We start from the raw sequence: 15,159 nt of genomic DNA, 5'->3' as shown, positions 1-15,159 counted from the left end.
CGCTGCGGCCGCCTTCTGCCGCTCGTCATTGCCGCCCATGACGCGCTGGCCCGGCCGACAGATCGAGGCCGGCGGGCACGTCCATCAGCAACGAGCGAAGCTGCCCACATCGACACGGCCGACGCGCGATGTCCGCCGATTCGCGTCGAATCCGGCGGCATGTCCCGGAAACGCTGAAGACTGCGCCGGACACGCTGACCGTTTCTGGGGATTGTCGATCAGGTCATTCTACTACGAGGATGCAAACTTTACCTCGGGACCGGCGCTGACGCGCCACGGCCGAACCATCGAATCCGCCAGCGCATTGACGAGCTATCTGTCGCCGCAGGCGGAACAGCCGATCATGGCAGACAAATCGTCCGGACGCGAAACGGCCGATGGCCGCATCATCTGGCATTCGGCCCTCGACGGCGAGAATGGCATTCTATTTGCGAGTTTCGAGTCGGCACAGCAGATCGGCCGGTATCTCCGCCGCAAGGGAGACGCGCTGGTCGTCGAAAAGGACGACGGCACCTCCGAGTTTGCCCGAGACGCTTCCTTCAAGGTGAAGTTCGCGGCCGGCGGCAGCCTGTCCCTGGAATCCATCAGCCGCCCGGGCTACTTCATCCGCATGCAAGGGACCGCGGTCGTGCTTGAAGCGACCGACCACAGCCCCGCGTTCGACGCGGAGAGCCGATACTTCCGAGTCCCTGCCGACGCTCGTTAGGTCGAAGCGATCGGTCGCTCGATCGAGGACCGCAGCCTTACTCCGGGTTAGCAAACGGGCTTCCAGGCCAATGGTACTCTTGCCGCCGTCAGGATTGCGCTATCGTGCGACTGGCTCAAATCTAAGAATGCCCGTGTCATCGAGTTGGGGGCGCAGGTAGCCTCGATTGGCAAGGTAGTTGACGAGGGGACGCACGAGGTAGGGAACACGGTTGTGCAGTTGCGAAGGTATCCCGCCGGGAAAGACCAGAGGAATCAGGTCCGCGCAACTGGCTGCTGCCTCGATCGCGCTGCGCAGGCGATCAAGTCGCGCGAGATGGCCGTTTCGGATGCGTGCGACCTGCGCTTTGAAATCCAGTATTGGGCTGCCGTGACCAGGTAGGACCGCAAGATCGTCCGGCAGAGCCTCGAGCCGATCGAGAAAGTCGAAGTAATGTTCCAGCGGATCGGCGTCGGGCCGGTGCGGCCAAACCGCGATCTGGGGACCGGAGCCACTCAGTATCTGATCACCGGCGATGATCAGCTTCCGGTCCCTGCAGATCAGGCAGACGGCAGCGGACGAATGGCCGCCGCCGAGCATGATCTCAAAGGCGATGCCGCCAAGCAGGATTTCAGCTCCCGTCTCGAGAGGAACGAAGGTCCTGGGAATGGGCGCCAGCACCCCGTAGTCTCGCGAGGATGGCCCATTCGGCGGCGGGTGGCCACCGCTCTTCAGGAATGCCATTTCCGCGTCCTGCCGTGCCGACGGCCGCATTTCCGAAAGTTGCGTCAGGTCCGCGTGCTCGCACACGGACATATAGAGCGGCACGGTTCGAGCGATGAGCTTGGCGGTTTGTCCAACATGGTCGATATGCATGTGGGTCAAAAGAACGGCGTCGAGACCAGAGCAGGCTTTTTCCGCCAGAACAGCATCCCAAACCGCGGCCGTTTCCGGGCCCGGGAGGCCATTGTCAATGATCGCCTGCCGGCCGGGCGGTCCGATGATCCAGGAATTGACGCCACCAAAGGCCGGCATCGGCAATTGCAGGCGCTGCACATCCTCGGCCCAGGCCGTTAGAGGCAATCGGGCCCGATCCGATGCCGTCGTCTGCTTCGTCATGCCAGGGCGAAGTGACAGGCCGAGAGATGACTTGTCTCGGCATGATCGCTCAAGACAGGCTCGTTTTCTGCGCACAAGGCCGTCGCCATCGGACAGCGCGTGCGGAAAGCGCAGCCCGAGGGCGGCTTCATCGGGTTGGGCAGATCGCCCCTGGCAAGGAGGCCCTTGCCGTGAGGCCACATCCCGATACGAGGAATGGCGGCCAGCAGCCCGCGCGTATAGGGGTGTGCCGGCGTGCTGAACACAGCCTCTGTGGAGGCGTATTCGATGACACGGCCGAGATACATCACCGCGATTTCGTCGCAGATGTGCCTGACGACGGACAAATCATGCGAAATGAAGACATAGGTCAGCCCCAGATCCTGCTGCAGCTTTTTCAGCAGATTGATGATCTGAGCCTGGATGGAAACATCGAGTGCCGAAACGGCTTCATCCAGGATGAGGACATCCGGGTTGAGTGCCAGAGAGCGGGCGATCGCGATCCGCTGGCGCTGGCCGCCGGAGAACTCAGGAGATCGACGCTGTCCCGCAGCGGCCGTCAAGCCAACATGTTCGAGCAACTGGTTGACCCGTTCCGCCGAATAGCTGCCAGCGATGCGCAGCGGCTCCGCGATGACGTCATGGATCTTCATGCGTGGATCCAGCGAAGAATACGGGTCCTGGAACACCACCTGAAGATCGCGACGACGCTGGCGCAACTCGCGGCCTCTAAGAGAAAACAATGGGCTACCGTTGAGGTACACTTCGCCGCCACCCGCCTCGGCGAGGCGTAGCAAGACGCGGGCGAGCGTGGATTTGCCACTGCCGGACTCGCCGACAATACCCAGTGTCTTTCCGGCCTTCAAGTCGAAGGAAACATTGCGTAGAGCGTAGAGCTTGGAGCGCTGCAGCCCCTTGCCGCGCACGGTGAAGACCTTGCTCAGATTCGATGCGCGCAGGACGGTGGTACCGTCGCCCTGCTTGCGCACGGGCAACGGCGTCTCAGTGGCGACGTTCTCGAGTTTCGCCTGATACGCCGTGGACCAGGCTGCGGTCTCGGCGGAGTAGTGACAGGCAACAGCTCGGTTCGCGCCGATACTCTCGAGATCGGGGCTTTGCGACAAGCATAGTGGACGCCCGTTGGCGATGGCGCAGCGCGGGGCGAAAGCACAGCCGGTCGGGCGCTTCCTCGGATCTGGAACGAAGCCTGGAATCGAGTAGAGCGTTTCGACCTTGCGCTCGAGCTGTGGCAGGCTGGCGATCAGACCGGCGGTATAGGGATGTCGCGGCGAGGCAAACAATTCCGCCGATGGCGCCTGCTCGACGATCCGACCCGAATACATCACGGCGAGCCGGTCGGCGTATTCGGAGACGAGACCCAGATCATGCGTGATCAGGACCATGGCCGCGCCGGTTCGGGCGCGTACTTCGGCCAGGACCTCCATCACCTGGGCCTGGATCGTCACATCGAGAGCGGTGGTCGGCTCATCGGCGATCAGCAGGTCGGGCTCATTGGCCATCGCCATGGCAATGACCACGCGCTGGCGCATGCCGCCGGAAAATTCGTTGGGGAACTGGCTATAACGCCGCTCGGGATTGGGGATACCCACCAGGCTCAGCAGTTCGATGACCCGCGCCTTGATCTCGGCCTCGCCCTTGTCTGGATTGTGCAGGCGGATGGCCTCGGCGACCTGCTTTCCGACGCGGAGAACCGGATTGAGCGTCGTCAGTGGATCCTGAAAGATGATCGAGACGGCCTTCCCACGGATCTTCTGCATCTCGTGGAAGGACAGGTTGGTGATCTCCTGCCCGCGCAGCCGAATGCTGCCCGAGACGATACGCAATCCGCTGCCAAGCAGCCCCAACACGGCCAGCATGGTGAGGCTCTTGCCAGATCCGGACTCGCCGACGAGACCGAGCACTTCATGTTCGTTCACATCGAAGGAAACATCGCGGACCAACTCGACACGCTCGCCATCAGGTGTCTTGACCTCGATGCACAGATTGTGAACGCTGAGCACGGGGACACGATCGAGGGCCGTGGTAGGAGTGGCTTCAGCGGCGATGGCAGCATCAGTCATGCGACCATCTCCAGGTCGTTTTCCTTGGTGAAGGCCTGGGACAGGAACTGGAATCCAATCACGAGGATGAAGAGTGCGATGCTGGGCATGATGGCGAGGTGTGGCGCAAGCGCGAGATAGTTCTGTCCCTCGGCCACCATCATGCCCCAACTCGGCAACGGGGGTTGCACGCCAAGACCCAGATAGCTGAGCGAGGCTTCCAGCACGATGATCATGCCGAATTCGTACGATGCCACGATCAGCATCTGTGGCAGCACATTGGGCAACAGGTGCTGGCGGATGTTCCAGACTGCCGAAGCCCCCTGTACCCGAGCAGACAGGATGAACTCGCGCTCCCTGAGGCTTAGCGTCATGCCCCGGGCAACACGGCCATAGGAGACCCAACTGGTGACGCCAAGTATGATGGCCAGCCCGGCCACGCTTGGCCCGACAATGGCGGTCACTGCGATCAGCAACAGCACGCGCGGGATCGAGAGCTGCAAATCGGCGAGGCCCATAATGATGGCCTCGATCGGCCCACGAAAATATCCCGCAATCAGGCCCAGCGTCACACCGATGACGAGGCTGACGGCGACGGCACTTAGGCCGATGAGCGTGGACACCTGACCGGCGAGGGCAAGTCTGGACAACATGTCACGACCCAGCGTGTCCGTACCCAGCAAGTAGAAGTGACCATTGAAGGAGCGGCCGCCTATCGGCAGCAGCGAATCCGAGAGATTCTGACCGTAGGGATCGTATATGGGCAGAAGCGGAACGACGATGACGAGCACCGCCATGACTGCAAGGAGCAGAATGGCGATCGTCTGCAAAGGCGAGAAGCGAGCCTTCATGCCAGTCTCACGCGCGGATCGAGAACGCCGTAGAGGACATCGACGATCAGGTTGATGATCACGAACATGACCGAGATGACGAACACACCGGCGACGATGACCGGATAGTCGCGCTGGCTTACCGATTGAACGATAAGGCGTCCTGCACCGGGCCAGCTGAACACGGTTTCAGTGACGACCGTGCCACCCAGCAGCATGCCCAGATTGATGCCGGCGACCGTCACCAGCGGCAACAGCGCATTGGGCAGCATGTGTTGGAGCAGCACCTGGATGCGTCCCTGTCCCTTGGCGAAGGCCGTGCGGACGTAGTCGTTTCGCTGCTCGGCGGCCAGCGATGAGTTGAAGAGCCGAAGATAGAGCGCCAATTCGTAGGTGCCCAGGGTCAGCGCAGGGAGGACGAGATGTGCCGGCGTACCGCGCCCGTAGGACGGCAGCCACTTCAGCCAGATCGAGAAAATCAGGATAAGCACCAAGCCAAACGAGAAGACGGGAATAGCCTGGCGGGCCAGGGCGATCCATGTGATGAGGTCGCGCACCCAGTTGTGCCGCGTCATGCGCATGAGAATGCCAAGGATGAAGGCGAGGCCAACACCGACGGCGAAGGACGACAGCGCCAGTTCCAGCGTCGCCGGAACGCGATCCAGCACGAGACTCATGGCGGGCACGCTTTCGCGCAACGACATGCCGAAGTCGCCTTTGAGGGCGTTGCCCATGAAGAGGAGGTATTGGACGAACAGCGGTTGATCGAGACCGAGCGCCGCCCGCAACCTTTGCGTTTCCTCGAGCGTGGCTTCCGGCGGGAGCAGCAGAGCCGCCGGGTCACCAGCCAGTCGCGTCAGGAAGAACGCGGCCGTGATCACGCCGATCACCGTTAACACTGCCTGCAACAGCCTCTTGATGACGAAGCCTGCCAACGCTGCCTCCTTCGCGGTCTCTCAGGGTGCAGTACCTCAGACGATGGATTTCTGATGGTCAGCGCGCCAGTCAGCAAGAAACGCTAGTGGCCAAGCATTGACCTGTCAACAGTAGACATCATGGCAGCCGGCCACTAATATTGCCGGTAGGAGCAGAGCGCTCCGGGCATCAGGAACCTAAAATGAAAGCTGCAGTCGTCTGGAAGGCTGGCGAACCGATCACCCTCGAGAATGTCACGATCGAAAAGCCCAAGAGCCGCGAGGTGCTCGTACGCACGGCCTACGCTGGTATCTGCCATTCCGACCTTCACTTTGCCGACGGCACCTACCCGCATCCAGTCCCCTACGTGCCAGGACACGAGGCGGCCGGCATTGTGGAGGCGGTGGGCGAAGACGTGATCTATGTCAAGCCCGGCGACCATGTGGTGGGCTGCCTCTCGGTTTTCTGCGGGACGTGTCCGCAGTGCGTGACCGGACACCCCAATCTCTGCGAATCCGATACGGTCAAATTGGCACCAGGCGTTGCCCGCCGCATGTCGCTCAATGGCGAGGTGGTCTACCAGTCCTCCAATATCTCCGCCTTCGCCGAGCAGATGCTCGTACATGAAAACGCCATCGTCAAAATCGACCGCGACCTGCCGCTCGATCGCGCCGCGCTGGTCAGCTGCGGCGTGTTGACGGGCGTCGGCGCGGTCATCCACTCCGCCAAGATTGAACCTGGTTCTACCGTTGCCGTGATCGGCTGCGGCGGTGTCGGGCTGTCGGTGATTTCGGGGGCGGTGATCGCCGGCGCCGGACGCATCATCGCGATCGATCGGCTTGACAGCAAGCTGGCGCTTGCCACGGAACTGGGCGCGACCGATGTCATCAACGCTACCGACAAGGACCCTGTCGGCGACGTGGTCGAGATGACCAAGGGTGGCGTCAACTATGCCTTCGAGGCGCTAGGCCTCAAACAGACAGCAGATCAGGCCTTCCGCATGCTGCGCATGGGAGGCACAGCCACGCTGATTGGTATGTTCAAGCCGGGCCAGAAGCTGGAATTCGAAGGTTCGATGTTCATCAAGGATCGCAAGATCCAGGGTTCCTCCATGGGCTCAAACCAGTTCCGCGTCGATATCCCCAACCTGATGAACTATTACCGCCAGGGCCGGCTGAAGCTCGATCACTTGATCAGCGACAAGATCGAACTCGACCAGATCAACCAGGGCTTCGCCAACCTCCGAAGCGGAGTGGCGGTACGCCAACTGTTCGACTTCCATGCCGAGGTTTCGGCATGAGTGGCGAACTTCCCGATCTTCAGCCGGGAACGCGGACCTTCCTCGCCCGCGCGCTGGGGCACTTCATCAACGGGCAACATGAGCCGGCAGCCAGCGGCGAGACCGCCCCCGTGATGGATCCGGGCCGGGCCGCCGAAATGCAGCGTGTGCCGGTCGGAGGGACGGCGGATGTCGACAAGGCGGTGGCCGCCGCGCGCGTCGCTTTCGACAAAGGCCCCTGGCGCACGATGAAGCCGAATATGCGCTCGCGGGTCATCTGGAAGTTTGCCGACCTGATCGAAGAGCATTCCGAAGTGCTGGCCGAGATCGAGTCGCTCAACGCCGGCCTGCCGATCGGAGCAGCACGCGTCGGTCATGTCGGCACCTCCATCGACCTGCTGCGCTATACCGCGGGCTGGCCGACCAAGCTGACCGGCAGGACCATTCCAGTCTCCGCACCGGGCGAATGGCATGCTTATACGCTGCGCGACCCGGTGGGCGTCGTGGCCCAGATCGTGCCGTGGAATGGCCCGCTGATGATGGCTGCGTGGAAGATCGCGCCTGCCTTAGCTGCGGGCTGCACCATCGTGCTCAAACCGGCCGAGCAGACGCCGCTGTCGGCACTCTATCTGGCGGAACTGGCGGTCGAAGCCGGCATCCCCGCAGGCGTGTTCAACGTCGTCCTGGGCGGAGCGGACGTCGGTAAGGCGCTCGCGAGCCACCAGCAGGTGGACAAGATCGCCTTCACCGGCTCGACGGCAGTTGGCCGCTCGATCGCCATTGCTGCGGCACAGTCCAATTTCAAGCGCATCACGCTCGAGCTGGGCGGCAAGAGCCCGGTCATCGTTTTCCCCGACGCCGACCTGAAGAGCGCGGTGCCGGCGATTGCAAATGGCATCTTCTCCGGCGCCGGCCAGATCTGCACAGCCGGTTCGAGGCTCTATGTGCATGAACGGGCCTTCGACCGCGTAGTCGAGGGTGTGGCTGAGGCGGCCAATGCACTCCGCGTCGGCTATGGCCTCGATCCGCAGACACAGATGGGACCGCTGATTTCAGCCGCCCACCGCGACCGCGTGGCCGGCATGACCGAAGCGGCGGTCCGCGACGGTGCATCCGTGGTCACCGGCGCGTCGCCTATCGAGGGGGAAGGATATTTCTACAAGCCCACGATCCTTGCAAACCTCACACCGGCCTCGACTATCGTGCGTGAAGAGGTGTTCGGGCCGGTGCTTTCAGCGCTGCGGTTCGGCGATGATGACCTCGATGCCATCGCAGCCGAAGCCAATGGCAGCCCCTATGGGCTCGCCGCAAGCATCTTCACCCAAGACTTCTCGCTGGCGCACAAAATGGCGGCGCGCGTCCGAGCCGGCACGATCGGCATCAACCGCCACTTCGTGGGCGACAGCGCCCTCCCCTTTGGTGGCTTCCGCCAATCGGGTTGGGGTCGCGAAAAGGGCGAAGACGTATTCAATTCCTATATGGAAACCAAGGCTATCGCAGCGCCGCTCTAACCGTCCGACATCGAAGAGAGGCCCCACGAAGCAGCTTCGCGCGTCCTTTTCTGTCGTAGCAGGCGCCCGACCGAGAAGAGCGATACCGAGGGGAAACTTACCGATCCTTCACCGCCGCCAATTGCGTCAGCGCCTCGTCGGTGGACATCACGTCTGCGTACTTCGCATTCATGTCGAAGAGGTTGACCAGGTGCGAGGTGCGCGAGCGATCATAGACGGCGTCGTGCGGCACCAGAACACGATAGTTGTAAGCAAAGGCATCTACGACGCTGCCGCGCACACAACCGCTGGTGGTGCAGCCTGTGACAACCAGCGTGTCAATGCCGCGTTCCACCAAATAGCTCACGAGCGGCGTGCCGAAAAAGGCGCTGGGATGCCGCTTGGGCAATAGGATGTCACCGGCCTGCGGTGCAACTGACGGAACGAACTCATAGCCCTTGGCGGCAACGCCCATGAGCGCCGGTACCTTGGCCGCCAGCCGCCCGGTATCGAAGGTCTCCTTGGGCGCAACATAGGGGTAGATGACCGGCCAGCCTCTGGCGCGGAATATGGCGAGCAGCTTTTCGATACGCGCAGCGGCCTGCCAGCCGACCTCGCCGCAGGAGGTCGGGAATTCCTCGATAGACTCCCAGAACGGTTTCGGTTCCGTGCCGATCGTTCGATACTGTACATCGATGATAAGCAGGGCCGGACGACTGCCGATGCCGGAAGAGCGCCCGAAACCTGCAGCCTCATATGCCTTGGTTTCATCTTCCGGGATCAACCCCGCCCAAATCTGCTCGCCCACAACGCCATCCCTTCACGTGTTCATAAGCGTGTCGCCAGTGTCCCAACCATATTGCCGACTGTCAACAGATTTTCAGGGCATAGCCAATTCTGAAGGCCCGCTCACTATCAATCCTTGTCGACGTAAGCCGCCATCGCGCTGATCCGTGCATTGCGCAAGTGGGTACGCATCGCCCTTTCCGCCTGGTCGGGATCGCGGGCCTCCAAGGCCAGCACGATGCTCTCATGCTCCGCCAGCGCCGCGCGCGCCCTGCCGGGCAATGTGCTGGACTTCCGCCGATGAATGCGCAGCTGATAGTAGATCTGATCCATGAGCAGTCGCTCGATCTGCTCACAATTGGCTGCGCGGATGATGGAGAGATGGAAATCCTCGTCCAAGGAGCGCGGCGAATAAGCGGCCCCCGCCATCACTTCCGGCTGCTGGCTATGATGATCGAGCAGGCTGCGCAGATTCGCCAACTCGGCGGCCGAAATACGTTCGCAGGCGAGGCGTGCGCCCATGCCTTCAAGCGCCTCGCGGGTATAGAAAAGATCTTCGATGTCCTGCTTGGAGAACTCGATCACGCGCACACCGATGCGCGGCGTCCGGGTCACGAGCCGGCCCTCGAGGCGGCCCAACGCTTCCCGCAACGGCCCCCGGCTGATGCCCAGCCGCCGGGCAAGATCGGCCTCAGACAAGCGTTCGCCAGGCTCGAACTCACCCGACGTGATCGCCCCAACGACCATGTCGAGCGCTTCGGAACTCAGAGAGGCCCCAATGATCGGTTGAATGGTGCTCATACTCGCCCTCGGTTCCGCCGACACCCACCTTGTCCTAGCGGTAGCTGACTGTTTACCGGCGATTTGGCGGCGATCCAAGAGGCGGCCAACACTTCTCCTCTAGCCCGGCAGGCTAAAGACGCGCATCGCATTGTCGCGCATGATCTTGCGCTTAGAATGAGCGCGGAACTCAAGCTCATCGACGTCCTTTACCGCCCGTTCGGGATCGATAACCCACCAGTCGGTGCCGAACATGAACTTGTCCTGCCCGAACGTATTGGCAAAATGGACCGCCGACTGCCCCCAATGCTTCGGAGCATAGGCATCGCCGGCCATGTAGACATTCTTATGCTTGGTTGCCACCGAGATCATTTCCTCGGTCCAGGGATAGCCCAGATGAATCCCGACAATGGTCAGCTCGGGGAAATCAATGGCGATACGATCGAGCGTGATCGGCTTGGCGACGGTCGCGAGGCGATTGTCGGATCTGTAGATCAGGCAATGACCAACCTGCATCATGATCGGAATGCCCAGCTCCGCGCAGCGGGCATAGTAGGGGTAATAGATCGCGGCATCGGGCGCCTGGCCGAACCAATGTGGATACAGATGCGCAGCGACGAATCCGTAATCCTTCACCGCATGGTCCAGCTCCTTAAGCCCGGCAATGCCCAGCAGCGGATTGATGCCGGCGACACCAGAGTAGCGGTGAGGATATTGCTGGCAGGTCTCGTAGATGTAGGAATAAGGAATCTCGGTCGAGGTGCTCATCCGGCGATCGCCACACCGCGCAGCGATCAGCAAGGAGCGCTCGATGCCGGCGCGATCCATCTTCTCGATATACTGTTCCGGCGTTAGCCCGCGACGATGATCATCAGCCATGCGGACCTGGTCGCGGAAATTCTCATCGGTGGGCACGCGCCTCTCGGCGATCACCTGTGGCGTATAGAAATTCACCACGATGTCGACGGCTCCATAGCCGTCTTTGGTCGCGTTTGCATTAAACGGGTAATCGGTCTTGGCCACGACATGCCTCCTGCTGAGTAGAGCCTAAAAACGCACAGGCGTACTGTCAACAGTTAACGATCTTTCGAGGCCAGCAGATGGCCTGGAACTACCGCCTGCGAACATCCACGATACGCTTAGGCTTCGCCATGGTGACAGGGTCGTAGATGGCGTCGCGTCGGGTGATCTCGATGCGTGGCCGCAAGTTCGTCAGTTGCGTCACCAGAGACGCGATATCGTCGCCGATGGTCTCATTGGCGCCCGTAGCGGGAGCGAGCCGCACCAGCAGGACGTCGGGCGAGAATGGATCAGCCTCGGATTCGGATGTCACCACGATCTGATATTCATCGAGCTGGCCGATCTTGTCGAGTTCAACCTTGAGGTTGGCGAGGTTCACCAGCGCGCCCTTGATCTTGATAATGTCGCCTATTCGCACCGGCTTTGACGAGAGGCGAACCGAGGTGCGGCCGCAATAGGGGCATTGTGCGTGGTCAAGCGCGCCCATGTCTCCAAGCTTGTAGCGCAGAAACACCGTGCCGCGCCGATTGAGATGGGTGATGGCCAGCATGCCGTTTTGCCCATCCGCCAGCCTTTCGCCCGTTTCGTCGTCAACGATCTCATGGAACACCTGGTCGGGCATCGAACTGTGAAAGCCCGAGCCATCGCGGCATTCGATCATCGTGCCGCCCTGCTCGGTCGAACCATAGCGGTTGACGATCACAGTATCGGCGCAACGGAGGTCGCGCATGCGCTGGCGCAGGTCGTCGCGCATGGCGGGAGAGGCAGCCTCGCCGGTCGTCATCACCATGCGAACCGACGTGAATTCGGCGCCGGTTTCGGCGGCCCTGAGCAGGATGCGCCGCACGAAACCGGCAACGCCCCAAAGGACCGTGGCGCGGTGTCGCGCAATGGCCGCGACCGCCTCATCGACGCTGCGATTGACCGGGTAGTAGCTGTCGACGCGACCGGTATTGGTCACCAGCATCGCCGCTCCCACCGCCGCCGCTTCGTCTGGCCCACGCGAATAGGCACCAAGAGGGAAAGACGTCATGGGGAACAGATTGGCAATGAGGTCCGTATTCTTGAGCCCGATCAGCTCCTGCCGCGTCCGGAACAGATCCTGGTAGGCGAAATGATCATGCGCCGTAACGAAGATCGGCGCCGGGCGCCCCGATGTCGTGCCGGTGGTGTAGATGATCTTCCATAGCGTTCCCTCCGCCACTGGCAGGCCTTCGGGACGCAGCCGGAACGCTTCCGGGTCGGCGAGAAAATCGGACTTGGATGAAGGCGGCAGCTTCTTCAGATCGTCGACGGTCGAAATATCGTCCGGCGTCAGCCCGAGTTCCCGCATTCGCATGGAGTAGAACGGATGGTGCTCATAGCAAAGCGCCACCATCTGCCGCAGCAGGTCGTTCTGTAACGCTCGTACCGCGTTGAGCGGTTGGCGCTGAATGTCGGGCAGAGTGTAGATGGGGACATCAGCGGGCATCGAGAATCTCCAGTCTTGATCTTCGAGTCTGGCGTCGGCCGGAGCTCAACCGCTCGTACCGGCTCCTTGCGTGCGGCACGCCATGTGGTGCGCGGCAATGCCGGCAAAAGTGTCTGTAGGCTCGACCACGATTTGCACGGGAACGCTGGCGCGGCCCAGAGCTGCCGGCAAGTCGTGCGACAGAACTTCCTGCCAGAGCGCAGCGTACAGGCGAGGTTGCTTGAGCAGCGTCACCGCCTTTCGGTGCAGCAGATCGGGATCGATGCGTGGCTCGGTCGCCTTGCGCGCTTCGTGGGTGCGCTCAAACCATGGCCACCACAATTCCTGGTCACGCAGATGGTGCCAGAGCCTGAGCAGATAACTGCCATCCTCGGACGGCGAGATATCGGGGGCGTAGCGGGTCACCAAGCGCTGTCGGGCTCCGGCATCGAGAATAGGTGGCGAGCGCAAGACAATGCCGGAGACGCAAGCAGGATGTCGTGCTGCCAAAGCCAGCGCCAACGCCGCCGACGTTCCGTGGGCGTAGACTTCGATGACACTCCAGCCGAGCAGCGCCAGAACATCGGCGATCTGATCGAGCCAGACTTGGATATCTGGTGCCTGTCGCGCATCCGACTCACCGTTGCCGGCCAGTTCGATTGCCACAACCGGGCGAGCTTGCGACAGCGTGGTGATCTCGGCCTCGTGCAGGCTTATGCCACCGGGAATATCGTGAAGATAAAGCAGGGGGACGCCCGGCTTCGCGAGACCACAGCCGATTGCTCCCACATCGCCATGGCGGGTGGTAATGTAGTCGCGCAGTCGGTCGGGCAGCGGCCGCTGCGCGAAGCGGCTGATATGGGGCGGCGCGGTGCTCGAGGCCGGATGCCGCCGCAACAGCGCCAATTCCTCCAGTGCCGCCAAGTCGTGATCGCGCGGCATGACGTGCACTGCCGCTCCGGGCGGATAGCGAGGAATGGTCTTGTACTGGCTGTCGCCCGGCCGGTTGCCGAAATAAGCCGGGATGCACAACTCCCCAATGCGAGGCAGCGTCTCGTGCAGAAACGCCGAGCGATAGACCCTTGCATAGGTGGACGCAGCCTCGAGCAGCTCGACAGTGCCACGATGCAGGAAGTCGATATCAGGCAGGTCGGTGTCGGCCCGGTGCGTGAGATCGGCGCTGTTCCACGGCCAGAACATGTGCTGTTCGCGATAGCGGAAAAATGCCCAGGTGAGATGCCCCCCATCCCAGCGCGTCTCGATGGGCGGCAGATATTCGCGCAGGCGCTCTTCGGTGTAGGGCGCGGCAAAGACAGGCAAGCCGTCGGTCAGCAGCATGGCGGCCAGGTCGGGACAACGCAGCGCGATTTCGAGGCAGACGCTGGCGCCAGTATGCCGACCGTAAAGAGCGGCGTTGGCAAGGCCTAGCGCGCGCATGCCGGCAGCGATGATGTCGGCCAGGCGCGGGATGGTGATCTCGCCTGTTTCAGGCGGTTGCGACAGGCCAAAGCCCGGCAGGTCGAAGGCAATGGTGGTGAATTCGTCACCCCACAGGGATTGCAGCGGCGCCATGACCTTGGCCGAGCATGGGCTGGCGTGCAGCATGACGATTGCTGGGCCGCGTCCACGCCTCACATAGTGCAGACGCAAACCATCGACTTCGACGAACCCCTTGTGCACACTCGTCGCCGCCGCGTCGGCTATCGGCGGCGCGCCGTTCCCGTGAAGAGCTGGATCCAAGAAGATTTCCTCTGGAGAGAAGGTCGGCATGCGGCAGAGCTATCAGCAGCACTGTTGACAGTTTACAACATACAACCGAGAATATGTCCAGCACCCCCTAAGGCGGCCGGATCCCACAATCCCAACGGCCGACCATACCGACCAAGGAGACCATGCTTGAGTAGACCCGCTGCACAGCTCAAGAGCCTCTTGGCCCGCCGCCATGCCGTGTTGATGCCCGGGACGCCCAACGCGCTGTTCGCCAACGTGATTCAGGAACTGGGTTACGAGTGCGCCTATGTCACCGGCGCGGGCGTCACCAACATGTATCTGGGCGCGCCGGATATCGGTCTGGTGACGATGAGCGAGATGGTGCAGCATATCGCCGCGATTGCGGAATCTGTCGACATCCCTCTGCTCGCGGACGGCGACACCGGCTTCGGCAACCCGGTGAATACCTATCGTACCGTCAGGGCCTACGAATGCGCCGGCGCGGCGGGCATTCAGATCGAGGACCAAGTCTTTCCCAAGAAGTGCGGCCACTTCAATGGCAAAGGCGTCATCCCGACCGAAGAGATGGTGCAGAAGATCAAGGCGGCCGCCGACGCCCGGCGCGATGACGATTTCCAGATCGTCGCGCGTACCGACGCGATCGCGGTCAATGGTCTCGAAGACGCGCTCGAGCGCGCCCATCGCTACATCGAGGCGGGAGCGGATGTAACCTTCGTCGAGGCTCCTCTGAACGTAGATGACATCGCGCGCATTGCCCGCGAATTGCCGGTGCCGCAGGTGTTCAATTATGTTTTCGGCGGCAAGACGCCGCCGGTCGACCACGCCGGCCTCAAGGACATGCAGTTTGGCGCGGCGCTCTTTGCAAATGCCGCGCTGCAGGCCGCGCTGTTGTCGGTCTACAACGTGCTCGGCGAGCTGCGCCGCACAGGCTCTCTCGAAGCCATAAAGGACGCGCTGGCGAGTTTTGAGATGCGGCAGAATGCCGTGCGGAAGGGCGAATTCGACACGCAAGAGAAATCCTACAGATGAGCATGC

General features: G+C 61.9%; 13 protein-coding genes. 4 read left to right on the top strand and 9 right to left on the bottom strand.

Annotation, left to right across the window (positions count from 1 at the left end):
- The first annotated feature begins 37 nt into the window (after positions 1-37).
- Positions 38-706 (top strand): AbfB domain-containing protein, encoded by a 669-nt coding sequence (locus tag BGO82_RS03580; protein ID WP_291304175.1) that lies wholly within the window; start codon positions 38-40, stop codon positions 704-706.
- Positions 707-805: 99 nt separating this feature from the next.
- On the opposite strand, the gene BGO82_RS03575 is transcribed toward BGO82_RS03580, so the two are convergent.
- Genes BGO82_RS03575 through BGO82_RS03560 form a run of 4 tightly spaced genes read right to left on the bottom strand, consistent with a single transcriptional unit; the run spans position 806 to position 5,608 of the window.
- Positions 806-1,804: an MBL fold metallo-hydrolase gene (locus tag BGO82_RS03575; RefSeq protein WP_291304174.1), complete on the bottom strand. Its 999-nt coding sequence runs from the start codon at positions 1,802-1,804 to the stop codon at positions 806-808.
- Positions 1,801-3,864, bottom strand: a complete 2,064-nt coding sequence (locus BGO82_RS03570) for an ABC transporter ATP-binding protein (protein ID WP_291304173.1) — start codon at positions 3,862-3,864, stop codon at positions 1,801-1,803. The genes BGO82_RS03575 and BGO82_RS03570 overlap by 4 nt, the downstream gene beginning before the upstream one ends.
- On the bottom strand, positions 3,861-4,694 hold the full coding sequence (locus tag BGO82_RS03565; RefSeq protein ID WP_291304172.1) for an ABC transporter permease: 834 nt from the start codon (positions 4,692-4,694) through the stop codon (positions 3,861-3,863). The genes BGO82_RS03570 and BGO82_RS03565 overlap by 4 nt, the downstream gene beginning before the upstream one ends.
- A complete protein-coding gene (locus BGO82_RS03560; protein WP_291304171.1) occupies positions 4,691-5,608 on the bottom strand; it encodes an ABC transporter permease in 918 nt (305 codons plus the stop codon). The genes BGO82_RS03565 and BGO82_RS03560 overlap by 4 nt, the downstream gene beginning before the upstream one ends.
- 182 nt (positions 5,609-5,790) lie before the next feature.
- On the opposite strand from BGO82_RS03560, the gene BGO82_RS03555 reads away from it, so the two are divergent.
- On the top strand, positions 5,791-6,888 hold the full coding sequence (locus BGO82_RS03555; RefSeq protein ID WP_291304170.1) for a Zn-dependent alcohol dehydrogenase: 1,098 nt from the start codon (positions 5,791-5,793) through the stop codon (positions 6,886-6,888).
- Entirely contained in the window at positions 6,885-8,378 is a 1,494-nt protein-coding gene (locus BGO82_RS03550) for an aldehyde dehydrogenase family protein (protein ID WP_291304169.1), read from the top strand. The genes BGO82_RS03555 and BGO82_RS03550 overlap by 4 nt, the downstream gene beginning before the upstream one ends.
- A 97-nt stretch (positions 8,379-8,475) precedes the next feature.
- Here the strand turns inward: BGO82_RS03550 and BGO82_RS03545 are convergent, their stop codons facing one another.
- From BGO82_RS03545 to BGO82_RS03525, 5 genes are all read right to left on the bottom strand, one after another.
- On the bottom strand, positions 8,476-9,165 hold the full coding sequence (locus BGO82_RS03545; protein ID WP_291304168.1) for an isochorismatase family protein: 690 nt from the start codon (positions 9,163-9,165) through the stop codon (positions 8,476-8,478).
- Positions 9,166-9,272: 107 nt separating this feature from the next.
- Positions 9,273-9,944, bottom strand: a complete 672-nt coding sequence (locus BGO82_RS03540) for a GntR family transcriptional regulator (RefSeq protein WP_291304167.1) — start codon at positions 9,942-9,944, stop codon at positions 9,273-9,275.
- A gap of 99 nt (positions 9,945-10,043) precedes the next feature.
- Positions 10,044-10,946, bottom strand: a complete 903-nt coding sequence (locus BGO82_RS03535) for an amidohydrolase family protein (RefSeq protein WP_291304166.1) — start codon at positions 10,944-10,946, stop codon at positions 10,044-10,046.
- A gap of 88 nt (positions 10,947-11,034) precedes the next feature.
- Entirely contained in the window at positions 11,035-12,414 is a 1,380-nt protein-coding gene (locus BGO82_RS03530; RefSeq protein ID WP_291304165.1) for an AMP-binding protein, read from the bottom strand.
- A gap of 45 nt (positions 12,415-12,459) precedes the next feature.
- Positions 12,460-14,163 carry an alpha/beta hydrolase gene (locus BGO82_RS03525; protein WP_291304164.1) on the bottom strand — a complete coding sequence of 568 codons (1,704 nt, stop codon included), beginning with the start codon at positions 14,161-14,163 and terminating at the stop codon, positions 12,460-12,462.
- Between the two features lie 126 nt (positions 14,164-14,289).
- Between BGO82_RS03525 and BGO82_RS03520 the strand changes: the two genes are divergently transcribed.
- Positions 14,290-15,153 (top strand): oxaloacetate decarboxylase, encoded by an 864-nt coding sequence (locus BGO82_RS03520; RefSeq protein ID WP_291304163.1) that lies wholly within the window; start codon positions 14,290-14,292, stop codon positions 15,151-15,153.
- The last annotated feature ends 6 nt before the right edge of the window (positions 15,154-15,159 follow it).

The sequence above is a fragment of the Devosia sp. 67-54 genome (assembly GCF_001899075.1).
Classification (GTDB): domain Bacteria; phylum Pseudomonadota; class Alphaproteobacteria; order Rhizobiales; family Devosiaceae; genus Devosia_A.
The sequence above is the reverse complement of the archived record's forward strand: the minus strand, read 5'-3'. Positions and strand labels throughout refer to the sequence as shown.